General features: G+C 69.8%; 18 protein-coding genes, 1 tRNA gene and 2 pseudogenes. 9 read left to right on the forward strand and 12 right to left on the reverse strand.

Annotation, left to right across the window (positions count from 1 at the left end):
• Positions 1-100: 100 nt before the first annotated feature.
• The gene (locus tag ACWGIF_RS02460; protein WP_453489816.1) at positions 101-628 is read right to left on the reverse strand and encodes a response regulator; all 528 of its coding nucleotides are present in this window, start codon (positions 626-628) and stop codon (positions 101-103) included.
• Between the two features lie 49 nt (positions 629-677).
• On the opposite strand from ACWGIF_RS02460, the gene ACWGIF_RS02465 reads away from it, so the two are divergent.
• Positions 678-749, forward strand: a tRNA-Arg gene (locus ACWGIF_RS02465).
• Positions 750-969: 220 nt separating this feature from the next.
• Here the strand turns inward: ACWGIF_RS02465 and ACWGIF_RS02470 are convergent.
• Positions 970-1,241 (reverse strand): annotated as a pseudogene (locus ACWGIF_RS02470) (tyrosine-type recombinase/integrase); the annotation flags it as partial.
• Between ACWGIF_RS02470 and ACWGIF_RS02475 the strand changes: the two are divergent.
• A pseudogene (locus ACWGIF_RS02475) lies at positions 1,233-1,402 on the forward strand (NUDIX hydrolase); the annotation flags it as partial. The pseudogenes ACWGIF_RS02470 and ACWGIF_RS02475 sit on opposite strands and share 9 nt — an antisense overlap.
• 9 nt (positions 1,403-1,411) lie before the next feature.
• Here ACWGIF_RS02475 and ACWGIF_RS02480 read toward each other — a convergent pair.
• Positions 1,412-2,254, reverse strand: coding sequence for a nuclease-related domain-containing protein (locus ACWGIF_RS02480; RefSeq protein ID WP_453489819.1), 843 nt, complete (start codon positions 2,252-2,254; stop codon positions 1,412-1,414).
• Between the two features lie 1,278 nt (positions 2,255-3,532).
• Here ACWGIF_RS02480 and ACWGIF_RS02485 point away from each other — a divergent pair.
• Complete coding sequence (locus ACWGIF_RS02485) at positions 3,533-5,149, forward strand: tetratricopeptide repeat protein (protein WP_453489822.1); 1,617 nt, start codon at positions 3,533-3,535, stop codon at positions 5,147-5,149.
• Between the two features lie 766 nt (positions 5,150-5,915).
• Here ACWGIF_RS02485 and ACWGIF_RS02490 read toward each other — a convergent pair.
• The gene (locus ACWGIF_RS02490; protein ID WP_453489825.1) at positions 5,916-7,220 is read right to left on the reverse strand and encodes an MFS transporter; all 1,305 of its coding nucleotides are present in this window, start codon (positions 7,218-7,220) and stop codon (positions 5,916-5,918) included.
• A gap of 258 nt (positions 7,221-7,478) precedes the next feature.
• On the opposite strand from ACWGIF_RS02490, the gene ACWGIF_RS02495 reads away from it, so the two are divergent.
• Positions 7,479-8,507, forward strand: coding sequence for an XdhC family protein (locus ACWGIF_RS02495; protein ID WP_453489828.1), 1,029 nt, complete (start codon positions 7,479-7,481; stop codon positions 8,505-8,507).
• Positions 8,508-9,075: 568 nt separating this feature from the next.
• Positions 9,076-9,471 (forward strand): DUF6479 family protein, encoded by a 396-nt coding sequence (locus ACWGIF_RS02500; RefSeq protein ID WP_453489830.1) that lies wholly within the window; start codon positions 9,076-9,078, stop codon positions 9,469-9,471.
• A gap of 123 nt (positions 9,472-9,594) precedes the next feature.
• Here ACWGIF_RS02500 and ACWGIF_RS02505 read toward each other — a convergent pair whose 3' ends face one another.
• Positions 9,595-10,479: an ATP-dependent DNA ligase gene (locus tag ACWGIF_RS02505; RefSeq protein ID WP_453490103.1), complete on the reverse strand. Its 885-nt coding sequence runs from the start codon at positions 10,477-10,479 to the stop codon at positions 9,595-9,597.
• Positions 10,479-11,375, reverse strand: a complete 897-nt coding sequence (gene ligD, locus ACWGIF_RS02510; RefSeq protein ID WP_453489833.1) for a non-homologous end-joining DNA ligase — start codon at positions 11,373-11,375, stop codon at positions 10,479-10,481. Before ligD ends, ACWGIF_RS02505 begins: the two co-directional genes overlap by 1 nt.
• A gap of 36 nt (positions 11,376-11,411) precedes the next feature.
• Between ligD and ku the strand changes: the two genes are divergently transcribed.
• Entirely contained in the window at positions 11,412-12,539 is a 1,128-nt protein-coding gene (ku, locus tag ACWGIF_RS02515) for a non-homologous end joining protein Ku (RefSeq protein WP_453489836.1), read from the forward strand.
• Positions 12,540-12,756: 217 nt separating this feature from the next.
• Here ku and ACWGIF_RS02520 read toward each other — a convergent pair whose 3' ends face one another.
• Positions 12,757-13,584: a nuclease-related domain-containing protein gene (locus ACWGIF_RS02520; protein ID WP_453489839.1), complete on the reverse strand. Its 828-nt coding sequence runs from the start codon at positions 13,582-13,584 to the stop codon at positions 12,757-12,759.
• A 185-nt stretch (positions 13,585-13,769) separates the two neighbouring features.
• Here ACWGIF_RS02520 and ACWGIF_RS02525 point away from each other — a divergent pair, with 185 nt between their 5' ends.
• Both ACWGIF_RS02525 and ACWGIF_RS02530 read left to right on the forward strand, forming a co-directional pair.
• On the forward strand, positions 13,770-14,402 hold the full coding sequence (locus tag ACWGIF_RS02525; RefSeq protein ID WP_453489842.1) for a hypothetical protein: 633 nt from the start codon (positions 13,770-13,772) through the stop codon (positions 14,400-14,402).
• A gap of 222 nt (positions 14,403-14,624) precedes the next feature.
• Entirely contained in the window at positions 14,625-15,377 is a 753-nt protein-coding gene (locus ACWGIF_RS02530) for a hypothetical protein (RefSeq protein WP_453489845.1), read from the forward strand.
• A gap of 139 nt (positions 15,378-15,516) precedes the next feature.
• On the opposite strand, the gene ACWGIF_RS02535 is transcribed toward ACWGIF_RS02530, so the two are convergent.
• The 3 genes from ACWGIF_RS02535 to ACWGIF_RS02545 all read right to left on the reverse strand — a co-directional run bounded on the left by ACWGIF_RS02535 (position 15,517) and on the right by ACWGIF_RS02545 (position 17,505).
• Entirely contained in the window at positions 15,517-15,783 is a 267-nt protein-coding gene (locus ACWGIF_RS02535; RefSeq protein ID WP_453489848.1) for a hypothetical protein, read from the reverse strand.
• A 10-nt stretch (positions 15,784-15,793) separates the two neighbouring features.
• Entirely contained in the window at positions 15,794-16,507 is a 714-nt protein-coding gene (locus ACWGIF_RS02540; protein WP_453489851.1) for a TetR/AcrR family transcriptional regulator, read from the reverse strand.
• 68 nt (positions 16,508-16,575) lie between these two features.
• The gene (locus ACWGIF_RS02545) at positions 16,576-17,505 is read right to left on the reverse strand and encodes an AurF N-oxygenase family protein (protein WP_453489854.1); all 930 of its coding nucleotides are present in this window, start codon (positions 17,503-17,505) and stop codon (positions 16,576-16,578) included.
• A 168-nt stretch (positions 17,506-17,673) separates the two neighbouring features.
• Between ACWGIF_RS02545 and ACWGIF_RS02550 the strand changes: the two genes are divergently transcribed.
• Positions 17,674-18,789, forward strand: coding sequence for a ferritin-like domain-containing protein (locus ACWGIF_RS02550; RefSeq protein ID WP_453489857.1), 1,116 nt, complete (start codon positions 17,674-17,676; stop codon positions 18,787-18,789).
• Between the two features lie 21 nt (positions 18,790-18,810).
• Here ACWGIF_RS02550 and ACWGIF_RS02555 read toward each other — a convergent pair whose 3' ends face one another.
• Both ACWGIF_RS02555 and ACWGIF_RS02560 read right to left on the reverse strand, forming a co-directional pair.
• Complete coding sequence (locus ACWGIF_RS02555; RefSeq protein ID WP_453489860.1) at positions 18,811-20,271, reverse strand: penicillin-binding transpeptidase domain-containing protein; 1,461 nt, start codon at positions 20,269-20,271, stop codon at positions 18,811-18,813.
• Positions 20,268-21,638: an FtsW/RodA/SpoVE family cell cycle protein gene (locus ACWGIF_RS02560; RefSeq protein WP_453489863.1), complete on the reverse strand. Its 1,371-nt coding sequence runs from the start codon at positions 21,636-21,638 to the stop codon at positions 20,268-20,270. Before ACWGIF_RS02560 ends, ACWGIF_RS02555 begins: the two co-directional genes overlap by 4 nt.
• Positions 21,639-21,714 lie beyond the last annotated feature (76 nt).

Genomic DNA, 21,714 nt, shown 5'->3' on the forward strand with positions numbered 1-21,714 from the left:
CACGAAGGCAAAGAGGAACAGGCATGCATGCAGTCGGGCATGTGGGTGGGGGCTGGGATGGGACCGGATCGCTCCTCACACGTCGAGGTTCGTCCGAGGCCTACCTCCCCCTCCCGGCGGGCGCCCCTTTCCTCCCGTCACGCCGGTCCTTGCGCTCGACCAGCCGGTGCACGACCCGCACCAGCTCGGCGGGCTCGAAGGGCTTCGCGATGAAGGCGTCCACGCCGGCCGCGATCCCGGCCTCCACCTCCTGCAGCGTGCAGGCGCTCACGATGGCCACGGGCACCGCGCTGGTCCGCGGATCGGCCCGCAACTGCGCGGCGGTCCCGAACCCGTCCAGCCGGGGCATGACCACATCAAGCGTGATCACATCAGGGGACACGCGGTGCACGACGTCCAGACACTCGGCACCATCGTTCGCGGTCACGACCTCGAAGCCCTCCAGCTCGAGATTGACCTTGATCAGCTGCCGGATGACCTTGTTGTCGTCGACAACAAGCACCCGGCCAGAGGCGCCTGGCACAACTCGAGAGTAGGTCGAGCCGAGCCCCCGCGTCCGGGTTTTTGCCACTTCCACCCCCTGCGGGCGACCCACCCCCTCCTCCCCCGGAAACAGGTTCCTGATCACCCCACGGAAGCTGGTAGTGTTCAACCCGTCGCCGCACAGCGAACGACGCGCCCCCGTAGCTCAGGGGATAGAGCAACGGCCTCCGGAGCCGTGTGCGCAGGTTCGAATCCTGCCGGGGGCACTTACCGTGTAAGTGTCACAAGACCCCGCCACCAGCCGAAACGCTGAGGACGGGGTCTTCGCGTATGTGCAGCCAACTGCCGCCCTGCGCACCCGTATGTCAGATCCTGTGGACTATTCGTGGACAGGATCTTGACGGATCGTCCCAGGTCAGCTCAGGAAGCACCGAAGGCCCCCGGACAGGTCCAGGGGCCTCGCAGCGTATCGCCACTCACTCGCGATCACTCGTACTCACGCAGCAGATCTTCGATCCGACGGTTGGCCACCTCCCGGCGCCCGTCCAGGCACTTCGCGTACCGACTGAGCAGCACCTCCATGCCGTTGCCCGCACGCTCGGCGACCTCGGTCGGGTCGACCCCGGCAATGAGCCATGTCGAGAGCGCCGAGTGCCGGAGGTTATAGGGCTGCGCGAGCGGCGCGGCAGCCACGGCCGGCGGCAGCGCGAGCACGCGGGCTCCTTCTAGGCCCGGTAGTACGTGGAGGAGGAGCCCCCACGCGCACCTCTGAGGAATCGACCGCAGTCGCGTGGCTCACCGCTGAGGAGGTGTCCGAGCAGATGTCCGAGGTCTTCGCGATCCCCCTCCTGGACGCCCTGGACGACGGGGCCCCCACGCCCGCAGCCACGACGGCATGCGGCTGATCTCGGCGCACTGACCACCCCGGTCAGGCGTCGAGCCACGCTCGCCGGTCCCGGGCGACGCCGTAGATCTGCTCGACTTGAGGAGCAGTGAATACTCCCGACAGCGGCACCAAAGCCGAGACCTCCCGTTCCTGGTAGACACGGACCGTAACCCGCGTGGCGACTACGTCGACCCTGAGGACATCGACGAAGACCAAGACCGGTTCGACAGGTACAGCGAAGTCGCAGTGCTTCTCCAACACTTTGCGCGCACGTTTGGCCTCTGCCCGACTCTTGATCCCATACGGCTGGGCCTTACCGCCGTTGACCTTCACCATGTCGTCCCCGACCCAGACAGTCTTCTGCGGATGGCGCTTGGTATTGATGGCGAAGACTCCACCAGGACCTATCAGCAGGTGATCGATGTCCACCTGGCGCGGCAAGGGAACAGAGTGCAGCACACGCCACCCCTGGCGCGTCAGTCGCTCCAGTTCATCTCCAACTCGGCGCTCGCCGACCAATCCTGTCCGCCATGAGTCCCCGTCGGGCCGACGTCGGAGCATCCGGGCAAGCATGCGCCCCAGGAGGCCCGGTCCAGTGTCGGCAAGTCGCTTCCGCAACTCCTCACCGGGACGGTTCGAAGTGAGATCGTTCTCTGGCGTCAGGGGAGGCAGTGTCGGCCCAGAAGCGACGTCCGGAGAAGGCGATGGCACGTAAGCCCCCTGGCGAGCCAGCGCATCCACGACGGCGTCCTGGTAGCCGGTACGTAAGAACGTGATCTCTCCGGTCGTACGGTCCGCCCACGCCACCGTTGTACCGTCCGGCAGGTTCACGTACAGACGGTCATGTCCGTACCGCTTCCACGAAGTGGCCCGCAGCTCGTCCATTCATCCCCCCTGATGCTCACAGCGACGCTCACGCCATGGCAGCAGCGGACCAGGAGAGCCACAAGAGCGCCCACGCGGTACAACTTTCCCCACTTCATCGAGGGCGCTCCGCCGCCAAGGCGGCGTCGCCCGCCGGTCACCCCGGGGCCTGCGCTCCTGCTCTGCGCCCCGCTCCAGCCCGGGACGCCGGCCGCGCGCCAGTGGCTACGGACTTGATGGGCTGGACGAGCCCGGCCTGATCGGTGAGCTGCCGTCAGAACTGATGCCTCCGGCGGGGGCGCTTTGGCTCTGGGATGCGGGCGCCAGTCGTGCGGCCGCGGCTTCGTTGTGGTTCGGGGTGGGGGCTGTCATCCCGGATCTGCTACTCGCGGGCACCTAGAGGCCTCCTCGGCGCCGGTGACGCCTCAAAGCACCGTAGGCATGGGGGGCATAGAGCGATACCGTGATCCTTCAGACAGCAGCGTTGCTAGGAGGAGGGCCTGTGTCAATGTCCTTGAAGCGTGGTCTCATCGCTGGGGCATCGGTAGTAATTGCCGCCACAATAGGCGTAGTTACGAACGTAGCAACAGACCAGACGGGGCTTGCTTGGTGGGTGTCCCTTGGCGCCCTAGTCATCCTGGGCGTTGGCGCACAGGTGTGGCTCACGAAGCCCGAGGGACATGGTGTGACCGTGGCAGCAGATGGTGCTGGAAGCGTAGCTGTCGGAGGTTCTACTCACGGGAACGTGAAGACTCGGGTGCGCGGCTCAGTGACTCAAAACTTGCCAGGTCCCGGGACCGAGGGAATCCGATCAGCAGGCCCGGGGAGTATCGCGATCGGCGGAGACGCGATTGGTGACGTCTCTAGCGAATCCGACACATCCAACTGAGGCGCACGATGCGACGAAAAGAGATACTTGCATCGGGGGATGCCTCAGTCGCCATAGGCGGAGACGCACTGGCTCCAATCATCACCAATCCCCAGATACATATTTCACTAGATGGTGAAACGGCTCCAAAGGTTGCCGACTGGCCACGGGTGCACGAAGTCGATGCGCTGACCATGGGCGTGCACAAGGCACGCGCTCTGGACGGCCAGGCCAAATTGCCTCCCTACATCCTGCGCGACACAGATAAAGAAGTCGCAACGCAGATGAAACGTGCCGCCACTCACGGCGGCATGGTTCTACTGACCGGCGATTCAACTTCCGGCAAAACCAGGACAGCGTTCCATGGAATCCAGCGATGCATGCCGAACCATGCAATATATGCGCCTGCTCGCGGTTCTCGCCTTACGCCCGTGATGGATCTCCTGCGCTCCACCCCGAGCGGAAAATTCCTTGTGTGGCTTGACGATTTGGAAGGTTTCCTTGGTCAGGAGGGAATGAACACCTCCCTCCTAGCCGCCCTGGCGAGGATGAAGGTAGCGGTCGTCGCCACTATGCAGGACGACCTATTTGAAACCTACTCAAACCCGAAGCAAGATAAAACGAAAGAATCATCTCTCCAGATCGGGAACAGACTCCTGAGGGCAGTGACACCCATACGGATTGCCCGACTTTGGAGCAGCAATGAAATCCGAAGGGCCTCTAGGGTTTCAGATGACCGACTGGCTGAAGCAATCACGCATAGCGCCACATTCGGCATATCCGAATATCTGGCAGCTGGCCCCGCTTTGATGAAAACATGGCGCAGCGCCGAGAGAGTGGGCGGGAATCCAAGAGGGGCTGCCCTTGTTCAGGCGAGCGTCGATCTCGCGCGTGCGGGATTCAATGCAGCCGTGGACCTTGAAGTGCTAGAGGAATTGCATTTTCAGTATCTCCCCAGCGCAACGCTGCGCCCGGAGAGCTGGACTGACGCAAAAAAATGGGCTACAGATGTTCAGTACGGAGTTTCTGGACTGCTCGTTCCAGGCGAAGACGAAGGCACGTGGCGCGCATTCGACTACCTCCCTGATGCCATATCTCGCGACAAAGCCAACCGGCGCGACATTCCGAAATCAATCTGGAATGAAGCGTTAAACCTGTGCCCGGACGACGATGACCGATGGCTTATAGGTATGCGCGCGTACATGGCCGGGGAAAACGATTACGCGATTGCCGCGTGGGAACCGCTCGCCGAAAGCGGCAACGGGAGCGCCGCATCAAACCTCGCGTCCATTTATCTAGAGATAGGGGATCACGAGGCCGCGCGATACTGGCGCTATATCGAATCCCAGGATGGATTCCATACCGAAACACTCCCTCTCGACCCATCGGTCCCGCTATATGATCCCGAAACGGGGATGGTGACGACCGGAAAGTACCGCGATGGCACGCTGGTACAGATTCCGCTCCACAGGCCCGGCCGCGGCGTAACTCACGGAGTTATTGCCGGAGGGAGGAATGTCGGGAAAAGTAACTCGCTAACAATAATTCTCCTTGGTGCACTAATGAGCGGGAAATACGTCCTGTGGCTCATGGATTGGGCACCAAGCCAGAAACATTTCAAACCCCTACGAAAATCTGGCGCCATCGACTGGTTCTCAGGAAATGACCTAGAGCGCTCCCTTAACATCCTTAAGGCTGCGGTCGGCGTCATGGAGACGCGAACCAAGAAGGGCGATTACGGTGAGCCAACCGCCGAGTTTCCGGCCATCCTTGTGGCTATCGAGGAGGCTCAACACCTATTCACCATAAGCGACGAGGCTTCACTCCTGAGTCAGCGTATCGCGCGAGAAGGATCTTCTGTCGGCGTAAGCATCTTCCTTACCCTCCCGGATGTTTCACCAAAAAGTTTCGGCGGGAGAATAGAGCTACAAGAAGCCATAACCGCAGACTCTAACGTGACATTCGCTATGGGGGCCGAGGGGCTTTCTATGCTGCGAGATCGCCAGAACGCCCCAATGGAGGATTCTGATGTAGATCCGTTCCTTTGATTTACAAATGGGCCGCGGCGGGAGCTGTGACTGGGATACCAGCAACATCGCGTTGATCGTATGCAGGTACGCGCATCGCCGACCAGAACATGACTTAGCGACCTACTCGTGGACTGGACAGGCGTCGCCAACCGGATCAAAGCCCTTGACCTGCTGGAATGCCGCGGCCGCGCGGGGCCTCCGGAGCCGTGTGCGCAGGTGCGAATCCTGCCGGGGGCACTTCGCAGGAAGTGCCCAAAGACCCCGCCATCAGCGAACGCTGAAGCCGGGGTCTTCGCGTATGTGCGGCCAACTGCCACCCTGTGCAACCTCAGGCCAGAGTTTGTGGACTATTCGCGGGAGAGGATCTTGGGAGACACAGGGGGCTCCCGACCGGTCCAGGGACCGCAGCGGATCGCCACTCGCTCGTGAACCCGCGTGCTCGCGCGGCGGTAGGGCACCTCCTGGCCGCCGTCGAGGCGCTCGCGTACAGATTGAGCAGTACTTCCCACGCTGTGGAGCAGCTCGCGGTCCCGGCGAACAGCTTGGGGAAGGTTGCGGCCGATGACGTCATACCGCAGAGCTGGCACAGCCATTGGCCTCTCTTGAGGGGGACGCGACTGAGGGGCAGACGCTCTTCGGCCCGGGCGGGAAACGAGTCCCGATCAAGGACAAGTGGTGTTGGCGGCAGCCATCCGCGGAGCCCGGCGGCGCAGCACAGCCGCCCTGCTCCGGTCGGCGAGATCGGGACGGGCGGCCGGTCGGCGTGGCCGCTCCTCGACGGGCCCTACGACATCGGGTCTTTCGGGTGCGGGGTGTGGACTGGGGAACGGTGGGAACCGGTAGGTGTGGCTGGGGGGTTGGGGTCGTCCGCCGACGGGGGCGTGCGGGCTGATCGCCGGGTGAAGGGGAGGGCGGCGGCCGCTGCCGTCAGGGAGATCAGGCCGCCCGTGTACAGGGCCCAGCGGGGGCCCCAGTGTTCCGAGAGGAAGCCGGTCAGGAGGGCGGCCAGGGGGGTCGTGCCCTGGAAGATCAGCGTGTAGAGGGCCATCACGCGGCCCCGGTAGGCGGGGTCCGAACCGAGCTGGACGCGATGGTTGGAGGCCTGCGCGAAATACATCATCGCGAAGCCCGTGAGAGCGAGGAGGACGCAGGCCGCGGGCAGGGTCGGGGCGAGGCCCGTGACGGCCTCCAGCGCTCCGAACGCCAGCGCCGAGCCGGTCACGACGAGCGCCGTGGGACGACCGCGCCGCGCGGTGGTCACGAAGGCCGCCAGCAGGGAACCCGCCGCCAGCGAGCTGCTCAGCAGCCCGAAGGCGGTCGAGTCGGTGTGGAACTCCGTCTTGGCCAGGAGGGGAAGCGTGAGCTGGAAGGTGAAGCCGACCAGGCCGAGTACGCCTACCAGCGCCATCGGCAGGATGAGGTCGGGGCGCCCGCCGATGTAGCGGAGGCCGTCCACGACCCCGGCCTTGCGCGGTCGCACGGCCGCCCGGTGGAGTTCCGACGGCCGCATCAGGGCCACGCTCACCACCGTCCCCAGGTAGCTGACGGCGTTGATCAGGACGACCGCCGCCACGTCGAGGCGGGCGATGAGGAAGCCCGCGATCGCCGGACCGACGACGCGTGCGACGTTGAAGTACGCCGCGCTCATCGCCGACGCGTTGGGCAGCAGCTCGGTGCCCACCATCTCGCTCACGAAGGAGATGCGGGTGGGCGCCTCCACCGAGTTCACCGTGCCGAGGGCGAGCGCGAAGATCCAGATGTGCCACAGCCGCACGTCGCCGATGAGCAACCACAGTCCCAGGACCAGCGCGAGGACCCCCGATGCCAGGTTCGCGAGCAGCAGGATGCGCCGTTTGTCGTAGCGGTCCGCCAGCCGGCCCCCGTACAGGGTCAGCAGGAGTACGGGCGTGAACTGCATCGCCGTCACAACGCCCAGGGCCGTCGCCGAGTCCCCCGACAGTTCCAGCACCAGCCAGTCCTGCGCGATGACCATCATCCAGGTGCACGTCACCGACAGGAGCTGCCCGAGGACGAACAGCCGGAAGTTGCGCACCGACAGCGACTGGAAGGTGCGCTTGGAGGTCTTCACGGTTCGGTCGGTTCCCTTTCGCTGCGCCGCGGTGGTTCCGGCGGCGTCCGCGCAACACGGTCGCTCCGTCCACTCGATTTTCCGTCGTGCCGGCGACGGCGGTATTCCGGTGGTCTGTACGAGGGAGGCGGGGCGGTGTCTGTGGGTTTTGGGGGGTGGGTAGGGGTAAGCGGCGTGCTTAGGGTGGTTCCTCAGGCCGCATTGTGCCGTTGACCTGGCGCTTTGCGGGGAGTAGCTCGCAGGAGGATGGGGCGGCGGATGCGTGAGCTGGTGGAGACGGCGCGGCAGTGGCTGGCCGAGGGGCGGGCGGGGTATCTGGCCCGGCCGGTGACCGAGCAGGGGTTCGGGCCGCGGGATCCGGGCGGGGCCGTGCTCGTCGATGCGCGGGGGGAGTGCGTCGGCTCCCTGTACCGGGGGGTCTTCGACGCCGAGCTGGTCGCCGAGGCCGGGGCCATGGGGGCCGGGGTCACGGGTACTGGGCCCACGGGGACTGGGGCCACGGGGACTGCGGCCACGGCGCGGGTGTGCGAGGTGTCCGTGCGCGGGGCCGAGGCCGTGGCGGCGAAGCTGACGTGCGGCGGGCAGGCCGAGGTGCTGATCCAGCCGCTCGCGGCGATCCCGGCCGAGTGGTGGGAGCTGCTCGGTGAGGGGGTCGGGGTGGCGTTGGTGACCCGGTTGAACGAGGCCGCCGACCAGGCGTCGAGTGAGGTCGTACGGGCTACGGACGCGGTACGTGACGATGCCGGGCGGCGGGCCGGGGAGCTGCTGGCCACCCGGCGGGCCGGGCGGGACGCGCTGTACGGGGAGTCCGGGCTGGTGCTGGTCGAGGCGTATCCGTCCGCCCCGTACGTGGTCATCGGCGGGGGCGGTGAACTGGCCGAGATCATCGAGCGGCAGGCGCTGCTGCTGGGATGGGAGGCCGTACTGGTCACCAGCCGGGAGGAGGCCGCCAAGGCGATCGAGGCGCGCCGGGACGCCGCGTGCGTGGTCATGCTGAGCCACGACGAGGAGTTCGACGTGCCGACGCTGCGGGACGCGCTGGCCGCGGGGGTTCCGTACATCGGGGCGCTCGGATCGCGGCGTACGACGGCGCGGCGCCGGGAGGGATTGATCACCGCGGGGGTGGGCGAGGCTCAGCTGGCCCTTGTTCACGGCCCGATCGGCCTGGACCTCGGCGCCCGTACCCCCGCGGAGACCGCGCTGGCGATCTGCGCCGAGATCCTGGGGGTGCTGGGGGCACGCACGGCCGGCGCGCTGCGGGACGCGGAGGGGCCGCTCAACCCGTAGCCGAGCCGACGCCCCTGCGGTATCCCGGGAGAGTCCGACCGGCTGGCCGGTCGGCTTCCTCCGCTGGGGGCTGGGCGGGTCCTCCTGGTCGCTGAGGCCGCGGAGGCCCGGTCCTCGGTCGCTCGGCCGTTCGGTCGTTCGGTCGCTCGCCGGCCGCGTTGCCGGTCCCTGTCTACGCGGCAGCCGGTCTGCTGCTCCCTGCGCCGACCGGCGGTTCCTGGGGCCGGCGCCCGGGGACCGCCGGTCGGGCTGGAACCCGTTTCGCCGATCGGCTGGCCGCCCTGTCTCGGGCCCGCCGGCTGTCTGGTGCGCCGGGGCGGGCGCCGGTGCACCTGGGCGCTGCCCGTCGGTGTGCCGGGGCGCCGGATGCCTGGTTGCCTGTCCCCTGATCCGCCGAGCCGCCAGCTGTCGCCGTCCGACCACGCCCCGCCGCAGTGACCGTGCGTTGGGCCATTCGGCCGTCGGCGTGGGGGGTGGGGGGCCTGGGATCCGGGTCTTGAGCGGCACAGGGTGACAGGGTTCTGGATGGAAGTGCGCATATCGGGATTGAGTGCGCGAAACTGGGCGTATGGACACGATCCTGAGTGTGGACGCGATCCTCACCGACATCGCGTGGTTCCTGTTCGCCGGACTGGCCGTCGTCGGCATGTTGCTCGGCGGCTTCAAGCTGGGGCAGCGGGTTCGGGCGAAGGAGCCGCCACCGCCCGCCGTCGAGGACCAGCCGCATCTGCCCGACGGCGGGGCGGTCCACGAGGTACGCGAGGAGCGGGACCCCGTGGAGTTCCCCAAGGACGGGCTGAGGCCCCACGAGATGCAGGGGTACGGAAACTTCGGATCCACCACCTCCAGCCACCCGGACGACGTCCGGGCCGAGCGCGAGTCCGGGTACAAGCACGTCGAGGGGCCCGGTCCGCACCCCCAGCCCGGGGCGCCCCCGGACGCTGGGCGTGGCGCGCACTCCTGACGCCCTGACGTCCCGCCCCACCGGCCCACCGGCCGCCGGGCCCCCGGGCCGCCGGGCCCCCGGGCCGCCGGGCCCCCGGGCCGCCGGGCCGCCGCCCGAACTGGCCCGTGCCTTCCGCACGGGTCAGAGGTCCGTTCGCAGCCGGAGGACCTCCGGCGGCGGGTGACGGGTCGAGGCGTGCCGGACCTCCGCCGTGAGGGGTGGGTCGAGAGGACGGAAGGGCACCTCCCCCAGTCCGATGGCCGTGATCGTCTCCGTGGGCGGGGCGGGCGTCCCGCGTGAGGCCAGCTCCGACGCGACCTCCGCGCGCAGCGCCGCGCTCAGCGGGCTCGACACGAGCGGGGTCTCGTCCCCGACCGGCAGCACGAGCACCAGGGCGAGCGGTCGGCGCGGGGTGCCGGTGTAGCCGATCACCGCCGCGTCCCGGACGTCCGTGTGCCGCAGCTTCTGCCAGCCGCGCCGCCCGGCCGGGTAGGTCTGGTCCAGCCGCTTGACGACGAGGCCCTCGATGCCGCTGGCGGGAAGGGTCTCGTACCAGAGCGCGGCTACTTCCGGGTCGGTCGTCATCGGCACCGGCTGGAGGGGTGGGCCCAGCGGGAGGAGCAGGTCGACCAGGAGCGCCCGGCGGCGTTCGTACGGGCGGGTGCGCAGGTCGAGCCCGGCCAGTTCCAGGACGTCGAAGGCGGCGTACGAGGCCGGCAGGCTCTGCGCGAGCACCGCGGCCCGGGCCGCGGTGGCCGCCGCCCGTCGCTGGACCAGCGCGAAGTCCGTGCGGCCCGCGTTCCAGACGACGACCTCCCCGTCGAGGACCGTCCCGGCGGGCAACTGCAGCGCGGCCGCCGCCAGATCGGGGAAGGCGCTGGTCACGATCCGGCCGGAACGCGCCTGGAGGGTCACGTCGGTCGCCGAGCGCTGGACGACGAGGCGGTGCCCGTCGAACTTCGGCTCGTACGCCAGTCCCGCCCCGCGCGGCAGGGTGCGTACGGCTGCGGCGAGCGCGACCTGGATCACCGTCGCCTCCCGGGCAGTCTCCCCGCGTGGTCGGGGTCCGTCAGCGGGCCGAAGAGGTCCCCGTCGCGGGCGAGGCGCGGCGCGATGTCGTCGGCGAGGAAGACCAGGTCCTCGGGTCTCCGGCAGGCCTCGACCTCCTCCCAGGAGACGGGCGCGGACACGGTCGGGCGGGCCCGCGCGCGCAGCGTGTAGGGCGCGGCGGTGGTCTTGGCGGCGGCGTTCTGGCTGTGGTCGACGAAGACCTTGCCGGGGCGCAGGGCCTTGGCCATGCGATGCACCACGAGCTCGGAGAGCTCGCGCTCGGCCTCCTGGGCGAGCATCTTCGCGTACGCGGACACCCGCTCGGACGGGGTCGGCTCCAGCGACACCGCCAGGTGCATGCCCTTGGAGCCGGAGGTCTTGGCGTACGCGTCGAGGCCGTCGGCGGCGAGCCGCTCGCGCAGCCAGAGCGCGGCGGTGCAGCACTCGACGACGGTGGCGGGCGGACCGGGATCGAGGTCGATGATCAGGCGGTCGGCGACGGCGGGGCTGCCGGCCGGCCACTGGGGGGTGTGGAACTCGACGACGAGGTTGGCCGCCCACATGAGGGAGGGCAGGTCGGCGACGACCACCTGTTCGGCGGAGGGCTCGTCGGAGCGGGGCACGGGGGTGGTCGTCACCCAGTCGGGTGTGCCGGGCGGCGGATTCTTCGTGAAGAAGAGCTGCCCCTCGGGTCCGTCGGGATAGCGCAGGAAGGACACCGGGCGGTTGTGGATGTGCGGCAGGAGGGTGGCCGCGACGGTGGCGTAGTAGTGCAGCACCTCGCCCTTGGTGAAACCGGTCTCCGGGTACAGGACCTTGCCGAGATTGCTGAGCGCGATGCGACGGCCCTCCACCAAAGTGATCGGCGTCATACGATGAGACTGCCATGAAACGGGAGGAACCGGGCTATGCGATCCATCTGGAACGGCGCGATCTCCTTCGGCCTGGTCAGCATTCCGATCAAGCTGGTGAACGCGACCGAGAGCCACTCGATCTCCTTCCGCCAGATCCACCTCGCCGACGGCGGTCGGGTCCGCTACCGCAAGGTGTGCGAGCTGGACGGCGAGGAGGTGCCGAGCGCCGAGATCGGCAAGGGGTACGAGGAGGCCGACGGGTCGATCATCCCCATCACCGATGAGGACCTGGCGCAGCTGCCGCTCGCGACCGCCAAGACGATCGAGATCATGTCGTTCGTGCCGGCGGACGAGATCGATCCGCTGCAGATGGACGCGGCGTACTACCTCGCGGCGAACGGGGCGACGGCGGCGAAGCCGTACACGCTGCTGCGGGAGGCGCTGAAGCGGAGCCGGAAGGTCGCGATCGCCAAGTACGCGCTGCGGGGGCGGGAACGGCTCGGCATGCTGCGGGTCGTCGACGACGTGATCGCGATGCACGGGCTGTTGTGGCCGGACGAGATCCGGGCGCCGGAAGGCGTGGCACCGGACGTCGAGGTGTCGGTGCGGGACGCCGAACTGGACCTGGCCGACGCGCTGATGGCGACGCTGGGCGAGGTGGAGATGGCGTCGCTGCACGATGACTACCGGGACGCCGTGGAGGCGATGCTCGCGGCGAAGGCGGGTGGGGCGTTCGAGCCGGCGGAGCCCGTGGTGCAGCCGGCCGGGGGGCAGGTGATCGACCTGATGGCGGCGTTGGAGAAGAGCGTGCGGGCGGCGAAGGCTTCGCGGGGGGAGGGTGGCGAGGTGGAGGCCGAGGCGGAGGCGGAGGTGACCCCGATCGGGCGCAAGCGGGCGGCCGCGGGCTCCACTGCGAGCTCGGCTGCGGCGACGCCGAAGGAGGTGGGCGGGAAGAAGTCGACGGCGGCTTCGGCCAAGAAGACGGCGGCGTCGGCCACATCGAAGAAGAAGGCCACGACGGGCAAGTCGGCGGCGGCGAAGTCCACTTCGGCCGCGACCAAGTCCACCTCCAAGTCCACTTCCAAGTCAGCTGCCAAGTCCACAACCGCGGCCGCGGCCGCGAAGAAGACGGGTGCGGCCGCGAAGAAGGCGGCGACGCCACGGAAGCGGTCCTCCGCCTGACGGGAAGGGCGGGCAGGCCGGGCGGGCGCGTGGCCGGGTGGTCGAGGGAGGGCCGGCGCGTGGCTTTCGGATCGTGTCGGCCGAGCCTGCGTTGTGGGGTGCCGTGCATCGCAAGGCGGAGGAGCTCGCTTCGTACTGGACGCACTTGCGAGCCCCGACAACGCCGCGGGGCGCGGTGCCGGGCAGCGCCGGCCCGGCCCGATCCGAAGGACACGCCCTAGCGGCGGGGGTGTGGGCGGCGGTGGGGGTCGTCCAGCCAGGTTCTGGTGTCGCGGGCCTGGGCGAACAGGGCTTCGACGTCCGGCGGTTCGAGTGTGATGGGGGACGTCTTGAGGTTCGAAGTGGCCGTCAGGGGCTGAAGGATGCGTATGTCGCGGACGGTCGGGGCCGTTTCGACGCGGGAGGCGTCGACCACCGCCAGGGCCGGGGTGACCTCGGCGGCCAGGGCCAGGGCGGTGCGGGCCGCCGCGCGGCGGATCCAGCGGGGGTCCGGGCGGGGTTCCGCACGGCCGACCGTGAGCAGGAGGTCGCCGACCACCGCGCGCTGGCGGCGGCTCGGGACCGTGCGGACGCAGAAGATCCCGGCCGGGCCGATGAGCAGGTGGTCCATGCGGCCCAGGCCCGGGAGCGGGACGCAGTGCAAGGTCCTCCAGCCTTCCGGCTCCAGGGCGTCGAAGGCGTCGCCGATCCGCTGCTGTGCGGTCAGGTCCTGGCGCAGCCGGTTCCGGGCCCGGGTGCCCGCCGGGGCGTGTTCCAGTTCGCCCAGCAGGGTCTCCCCCGGGCGGTTCGGGGCCAGGTCGGCGTCCGGCGGCAGGGCGAGGCGCCGCAGGTCGGCCGGGGTCGGGACCGGGGGCGGGCCGATCGAGACGGTCCCGCTCAGGTACGGGCGCAGCACTGCCAGGATTGCCTCGCGCTGATCGTCCGCGAGCACGCTGATCCGGTTGGCCTGCCGGTCGTACCAGGCCACCGCCTGCCCGTCGGGCAGGTTGACGTACAGCCGGCCGCGGCCGGGCCGGCCGCTCGGCAGTACCTTGAGTCCGCGCATCGCCCTCACCCCCGCCGTCCATGGGAGCAGCCGGGGCGCTGCACGGCAATCCCTCGGTCGTGTAACGACTCCGACGGCACCTTGCGACTTCGCTGTTACACGTCCGGGGCTCGGCCGCAATGGCCGACGCCTAGCTTTGTCCCGTCTGGACGCGCCAGGCCCTGACCCGCACCGAAGGACTTCCCGTGAGCACCGTCAGCCGCCGCACTCTCGTTCGCGCCGCCGCCGTGACCGCATGTGCCGGGAGCCTGTTGGCGCTGCCCACCGCCGCCGCGCTGGCCGAGGGGGTGCCCGCGGTCTCGGCCGCGCACTCCTCGGCGCCGCAGCGGACGCTGGTCAAGAGCCTCTCCCTCGCGGACGGGGTCTCCACGGCGAAGGTCTACCGGACGGCCAGGGGCGGGTACCAGGCCGAGATCCTCACCGCCGACGGCGCCAAGGCCGCCACGCTGACCAGCCGTGACGGAGTCACCGGCTTCGGGGGCGCCGGGGACCTGCACGCCGCTCTGGACTCGTCCGGGCGGCTGACCTCCTGGGTGGGCGACACCCCGGCGCAGGGCGCCGGCCACGTCGTCGCGGGCGACGGACACAAGACCGGGACCCGCAGCGGGCAGGTCGTGCCGGCGTCGGCTCCGCAGAAGGCGGCCGCCGGCGACACCCGTGCCCTCGGCGCCGAGTCCGCCGCCGGGCGACGCCTGAGCACGCTGGCCGACGGGCCGGGCGAAGGCGTGCTGCTGCTCGCGGCGGGCGGAGGCATCGCCGCGATCGGCGCCGCCGGGCTCGGTTTCGCGATGCTGCGGCGAGGGCGCACGGACAGCTGACACCTCGCGCTCCCACCCTTGAAACGCACCCGACGCACCCGACGCACCCGACGCCCTCGACGCCCTCGCCTTCGACGCCTTCCGGGCTTCGAGGGCTTCAACGGCCGGCTTCAAGGTCTCAACGGCCGCAATCCACCAACATGGTTGAAAGGGGATTGTCTCCGCATAGGCTTGGCGTGATCGGGTCGTCGTCGTAGCGCGGACGGAAGGGCACAGGAGGCTGTGAACAGGCTTCGCAGGTTTCGCTTCCGTGCGGCCGCGCTCCACGCCCTGCCCGCCCTCGCACTGATTGCGGTCCTGCCTCTGCTGGCGGGCTGTGGGGACACCGGCGGGCTGGTCGCCGCCGGCTCCACCCCGACCGCGAGCGGACCCGTACACCTGTGGCCCGATCGGCGGGGGGCGACCGTCCCACCCGCGGATCCCGGGGGCGCGCCGCCCGAGTACGTCAAGGGGCTCCCGCCCGTCCGGAACCAGAACGTGCATGACGTCGACCCGGTGGCCCTCGTCCAGGCGGAACTGCGGGCCCATCCGAAGGCCCTGTCCGGCGCGGACGGGATGCCTGCCGAGACCGCGGCCGCGATCAACGCGTGCGGAAAGGACGGTGCGGAGCCGGGGTCGTGCCCAGTCCTGACGCCGTACTACCGGGACCTCACGGGCAACGGCAAGGACGAGCTGATCGTCGGCATCGAGTTCCCGGACAAGATGATGTCCGTAAGCGTGTACACGGCGGACCCGGACGGGCGGCTCAACCGGATCATGGCGACGACGGAGACCGTCATCTCGGTGGAACTGGCCGGGCTGGACGTGATCCTGCGGGTGCCCAGCGGGAACCGCGGCTACGAGCTGATCACCGCCTGGTCCTGGGACGAGAAGCAGCGCACCATGCTGCCGACGCGCGAGCAGATCCTACGGGTGCCCGCGCAACCGCAGGGCCCGGCGAACCGCGGGCCCGGTCCCGCGCCCGTACGGCCATGAGGTCGGGGCAGCGCCCCAGGGGTCCGGGGCAGCGCCCCAGGGGTCCGGGCCAGCGCCCGGGGCAGGGGTCCGGGCCAGCGCCCGGGGCGGGAGTCCGGGCGGGTGCCAGGGCGGTGTCCCCGCGTCCCGGGGCAGGGGCTCAGGCGCGTGGGGGTTTCGTCCAGGGCCAGCGGATCTTCGGCTTCGAGCCCGCCGGGACGTGGCAGTACTTCCAGCCCTTCTGCAGGCCCAGCCGCTTCGAGTAGCCCGACGGGACGCGTTCGTACAGGAGCACGGTCGGCGGGCCGTCCGGTGTCGGGACGGGGATCTCGTACCACTTCGGGGGGTGTCCGGTCGGGCCGAGGAGGATCGGGAGGACCCGGCCGTCCATCGGGCCGCCCTCGAACGGGGTCGGTTGGCTTCTCACCCCACCAGTGTCACAGCAGGTGGGCGGCCTCGGAGACCACCGGGATGACGCGGCGGGCCAGGACCCCGACCGGGCCGTCCGCCGATTCCAGGGCCAGGGCGGCGCGGGCGGCCGCCGCCGTCTCGGGGTCCGTGGCCGCGGTGGCCGTCAGCAGGGCGATGAACTGGTCCAGCAGCCAGTCCCGCAGGGAGCCGACCTCCGGTTGCTTGCCCTCGTCGATCCAGATGAGGGAGGCCGCCTCGACCGCCGTGATCCACGTACGGACCATCATGCGCAGCCGGGGGCCGGGTGCCGGGACCCCCAGGTGGAGGAGGATCTGGTCCGCGGCGGCCCGGCGGATGCCGTCCACGGTCGCCGTCGTGCGGGAGGTCTCCACCACGCTGCCGCCCTGGAGGAGGGCGGCGAAGCCGGCGTCGTGTTCGTCGACGAAGGCGAGGTAGCGGTCCAGGGCCCGGGACAGGCGCCGGGTCAGGGGCCCCTGCTGGGGTTCGGCGAAGCACAGTTCGAGGACGTCCGCCGCCGAGCGCAGGGCGGCCTCGTACAGCTGCTGCTTGCCGCCCGGGAAGTAGCGGTAGACGAGCGGGCGCGAGACTCCGGCGGCCTCCGCGACGTCGTCCAGCGAGACCTCCTCCGGCGCCCGGTGCGCGAACAGCGAGAGGGCGGCGTCGAGGAGTTGGGCTCGCCGCTCCTCGACGCTCAGCCTGCGGTACGCGCGTACGGTCATGACCGCAGGGTAGCCCCGCGGGGTCCGTCCAGGGTGGTGTCCCGTCGATCAGCCCGGATCGGGGAGGCCTACGCCAGGAGGCCCGAGCTCTTCCACAGCTTGCGGCCGACTCCCCGCAGGACGCCGATGTCGTCGAGGAAGTCGGTGAGCCGCTTCGCGCCGCTCTGCATGACCTCGCGCCGGTGGCCACTCGCCTTGACCTGGGCGACGGCTTCGCGGCGGTCCAGGCCGACGTTGTCGTAGACGCCCGGGTTCACGAAGGCGAGGGAGAAGACGCGGGCGGCCTCGCCGCAGCTGATCCGGGTGAGTTCCTGCTCCCAGCGCGGGGCCGTCACCATCTGGCGGCGCAGTTCCTCGCGGGCGTACCGGACATGCCGGGCCTCCTCGATGACGTGGATGCGGGTGACCCCGCGGACCAGCGGCTGCACGCGCTCGTCCGGGAAGGTCAGGCGCTGCATCCAGTCGAGGATCTCCTCGCCGAGGAGGGTGCAGGCGAAGGAGCCGGGGGTGGTGGAGACCGTCTTCAGGATCCGCGCGAGGTTGTGGTTGAGGCGGGAGACCGGGTAGGCGGGGGTGCCGGCCTTCTGGATCATGCGGGCGAACATCATCGAGTGACGGCACTCGTCGGCGATCTCGGTGAGCGCGTATCGCACGTGGTTGCTGGCCAGGGACTTGTCGTAGATGTGCCGGACCATCAGCTGCATGAGGATGATCTCGAACCAGATGCCGAGGGAGCCGAGCGCCGCCGCCTCGTGGCGGGAGAGGTCGATGCGCTGCTCCTCCCCCATCTTCTTCCACAGCGGGGTGTCGTAGAGGGAGAGCAGTTCCGGCGGCCAGTAGTACTTGCCCTCGACCGTGGGGGCGTCCCAGTCGAGTTCCTTGTCGGGGTCGAAGGAGTGCTTGGCCGAGGATTCGAGCAGGCGCTCGGCGATCTGCTCCCTGTCCTTGAGCAGGCCGAGGGCGTCCCTGAGCGCGGCTCGTTCGGTCACGGTCGTCATGGCTTCGGACACCTCGTCGTCGAGTTACCGGGGGTCACCACTTATGAGACTGCTTGTCAGCAAGGTCGTCAATCCCCCGCGCACGACTTGTTGACCCCGCGTCTACCAACGTGTGACGCTGCCAACTGTCCGGTCCTGCACGGCAGTACGTGAGACGAGGGGGCGTCAGTGTCGACGCACGAGCTCTACACCGAGGACCCGGGAGAGGCCGTCTGGCGCGTCCCCGCCTCCGGCTCCGCCCGCTTCAACTGGGAGTACGACGACGGCCGCGAGCGACTCCTCGCCCTCTACCAGAAGGGCAAGGACAAGCAGTGGGACGGCGGCAAGCGCATCGACTGGGACATCGAAGTGGATCCGTACAATCCACTGGGCACCCCCGACGAGGCCCTGCCGCTGTACGGGACGCGGCACTGGGCCAAGCTCACCGCGAAGGACCGGGGCGAGCTGCGCCGGCACTACACCGCCTGGAACTTCAGCCAGTTCCTGCACGGCGAGCAGGGCGCGATGGTGTGCGCGGCGCGCATCGTGGAGTCGGTCCCGGACCTGGACGCGAAGTTCTACTCCGCCACGCAGACCATGGACGAGGCCCGGCACGCCGAGATCTTCGGGCGCTTCCTGCACGAGAAGGTCGGGATGCTGTACCCGATCAACGACAGCCTGCAGGGGCTGCTGGGCGACACCCTGCGCGACTCCCGCTGGGACATGCCGTACCTGGGCATGCAGGTACTGATCGAGGGACTGGCGCTGGCCGCCTTCGGCATGATCCGCGACACGACCACCAAGCCGCTGCCGAAGCAGCTCCTGGCCTACGTGATGCAGGACGAGGCCCGGCACGTGGCCTTCGGGCGGATGGCGCTGCGGGACTACTACAAGCAGCTGACGGACGCCGAGCTGCGCGAGCGCGAGGAGTTCGTGATCGAGGGCTGCCACCTGATGCGGGACCGCCTGCTCGGGGTGGAGGTCCTGGAGAACTTCGGCGTCCCGGCGAAGGAGGCGGCGCAGCTCAGCGAGCAGTCTGAATTCCTGCACCTGTTCCGCAGGCTGCTGTTCAGCCGGATCGTGCCGTGCGTGAAGGACATCGGCCTGTGGGGTGAGCGGCTGCAGAGGGCGTACCTGGACATGGGCGTCTTCGAGATGGGCGACTCCAACCTGGACCTGCTGATGAGCCAGGACGAGGAGATCGCCGAGGCCCTGGACCGCGAGCGGTTCGCGGCCGAGGAGGCGGAGCGGGTGGCGGAGGTCGAGGCCGCCGTCCGGGAGGGCGCCGGGAAAACGTCCGGCTGAGACACGCCCGGGTGCCCGGTGTCAGCCGGTGGCCAGCGCCGCCTCCATCACCGCTCGCGCGATCGGCGCCGCCGCGCCGTTGCCGCTGATGTCGCCCCGGTGCGCCGACGCGTCCTCGACCACCACCGCGACCGCCACCTCCGGCAGGGCCGAGCCCTCGGCCCTGGCCCAGGAGATGAACCAGGCGTACGGGGTACCCGCGTTGCCGACGCCGTGCTGCGCGGTGCCGGTCTTGCCGCCGACCACCGCGCCCGGGATCGCCGCGTTCTTACCCGTCCCGTTCTCCACCACCTTCACCATCAGCTCCTGCAGCCGCACGGCGGTCGCCGGGTTCATCGCCCTGCCGAGGCTGCGCTGGTCGCCGCGCCGGACCTGGGACCCGTCGTTCCGGGTCGTCCGCTCCACGAGATAGGGGTACTTGAGCTCACCGCCGTTCGCGACGGCCGCCGCCACCAGCGCCATCTGCAGTGGCGTCGCCCTGGTGTTGAACTGCCCGATCGAGGACAGGGCCAGCTGGTCCCGGCTCATGTCGGTGTCGAAGTTCGACCGGGACACCCATGAGGGCACGCGCAGCGCCTCGCCGTTGAAGCCGAAGCGCCGCGCCGCCTCCACCATCCCGCGCAGCCCGACCTGTACTCCGATCTTCGCCATCACCGTGTTGCAGGACCACTGCACCGCGTCCGCCATCGAGGCGTCCTCGCAGCCCGTGGCGGCGTTCGGCAGCAGGGTGCTGGTCCCGGGCAGCGGGTAGGGGTCGGGGGTACGGGTCGGCGCGTCCACGTCGGTGACCACGCCCGCGTCGAGGGCGGCCGCCGCCGTCACGATCTTGAAGGTGGAGCCGGGCGGGTACGTCTCGCGCAGCGCCCGGTTGAGCATCGGCCGGGCGGGGTCCGCGTTCAGCGCCGCCCACGCCTCCTTGACCTTCGTGCCCGTGCCCGAGAGCACCGAGGGGTCGTACGAGGGGCTGCTGACCAGGGCGAGGATCCTCCCGGTGGCCGGCTCGACGGCGGCCACCGCCCCGCGCTTGCCCGCGAGCCCGGTGTACGCGGCCAGCTGCATGCCGGAGCGGACCGTGGTGGCGGCGTTCCCGCCGGCCGGGCGGCCGCGGGACAGCTCATACCAGAGCGGGAAGGCCGAGAGCCCGGGGTCCGTGCCCGACAGGACCGCGTCCTCGGCGCGCTCCACGAAGCTGGTCCCGTACGTCTGGGAGGAGAAGCCGGTGACGGGCGCGTAGAGCGGGCCGTTCGTGTACGTCCGCTCGTAGCGCAGCAGCTGGCCGCTGTCGCGGGAGCCGGTGACGGCGCGCCCGTCGACCAGGATGTCCCCGCGCGGCTCGGCGTAGCGCTCGATGGCGGGGCGTTTGTTGGCCGGGTTCGCGCCGTAGGCGGCGGACTCCCAGACCTGCACGCGGGCGATGTTGACCAGCAGGGCGACGAGCAGCAGGGCGCAGAAGTACGCGCACCAGCGGATGTAGCGGATCACCCGGCCGGCTCCTCTGGGGGGCGAGGTCTGCGGGCGCTGTCGCTGAGCCGGACCAGCAGGGCGACGATGATCCAGTTGGTGACGACGGAGGAGCCGCCCTGGGCCAGGAAGGGCATGGCCATGCCGGTGAGCGGGATCAGGCCGGTGACGCCGCCCGCGATGACGAACACCTGGAGGGCGACGATCGAGGCGAGCCCGGTGGCGAGCAGCCGGCCGAAGGGGTCGCGCAGTGCGAGGCCGGCGCGGAAGCCGCGGGCGACGAGGAGCCCGTAGAGGAGCAGGATCGCGGCGAGGCCGACGAGGCCGAGCTCCTCGCCGGCGGTGGCGAGGATGAAGTCCGACTTGGCGGCGAAGCCGATGAGGAAGGACTGGCCGTGGCCGAGGCCGGCGCCGAGCAGGCCGCCGGCGCCGAAGGCGAACAGGGACTGGGCGAGCTGACCGGGGCCCTCACCGCGCTCGATCGAGGCCAAAGGATTCAGCCAGTCGTCCACGCGGCTGTTCACGTGCGGCTCGAAGGTTGCGACGGCGTACGCGCCGAGGGCGGCGAGCAGCAGTCCGATCGCGATCCAGCCGATCCGCCCGGTGGCGGTGAACAGCATGATCACGAACAGTCCGAAGAAGAGCAGCGAGGTCCCCAGGTCCCGTTCCAGGACGAGCACGCCGACGCTGAGCAGCCAGATCGCGAGGATCGGTCCGAGCACGCGGCCGGGGAGCAGGCGCAGCTTCCAGAAGAGCCGGCGGCCGGTGAGGGCGAGGGCGGTGCGGTTCGCGGCGAGGTACGCGGCGAAGAACACGGCGAGCAGGATCTTGGCGAACTCCCCCGGCTGGAAGGAGAGTCCGGCGAAGCGGATCCAGATGTGCGCGCCGTTGACCGCCGGGAAGAAGACGGGGATGAGCATCAGGACGAGGGCGACGGCGACCGAGAGGTACGCGTAGCGCTGGAGCACGCGGTGGTCGCGCAGCAGTGCGACGACGAGGACGAAGAGCGCCGTCCCGAGCGCGGACCAGAGGAGCTGGTCCCCGGCGGTGAGGTGGCCGGGGGTGGTCACGTCGAGGCGCTGGATGAGGACCAGGCCGAGCCCGTTGAGCAGGACCGCGATCGGCAGTACGAGGGGATCGGCGTAGGGGGCCCTGAACCGGACGGCGAGGTGCGCGAGCAGGGCGGCCGCGGAGAGGCCCGCGGCGTAGCGTGCGGCCTGGTCGGGGATGCGGCCGGCGGTCGCCAGGCCGACGTAGAGGTGACCGAGGACGGAGATCAGGACCGCGCCGGCGAGGAGCGTCAGTTCGACGCCGCGGCGCTTGGGGGCGCCGGCGCCGGGGGGCGGGGGCGGGGCGGGCTCCGCCACCTTTGCCGTCAGAGCGGTCATACACCGAAACGTAGCAAGCGAACGGATGGTATGTCCGCTTATGTCATAGTGTGCCGAAGAGTCGTCACAAACGGTC

Source organism: Streptomyces sp. NPDC054849 (genome assembly GCF_053610945.1).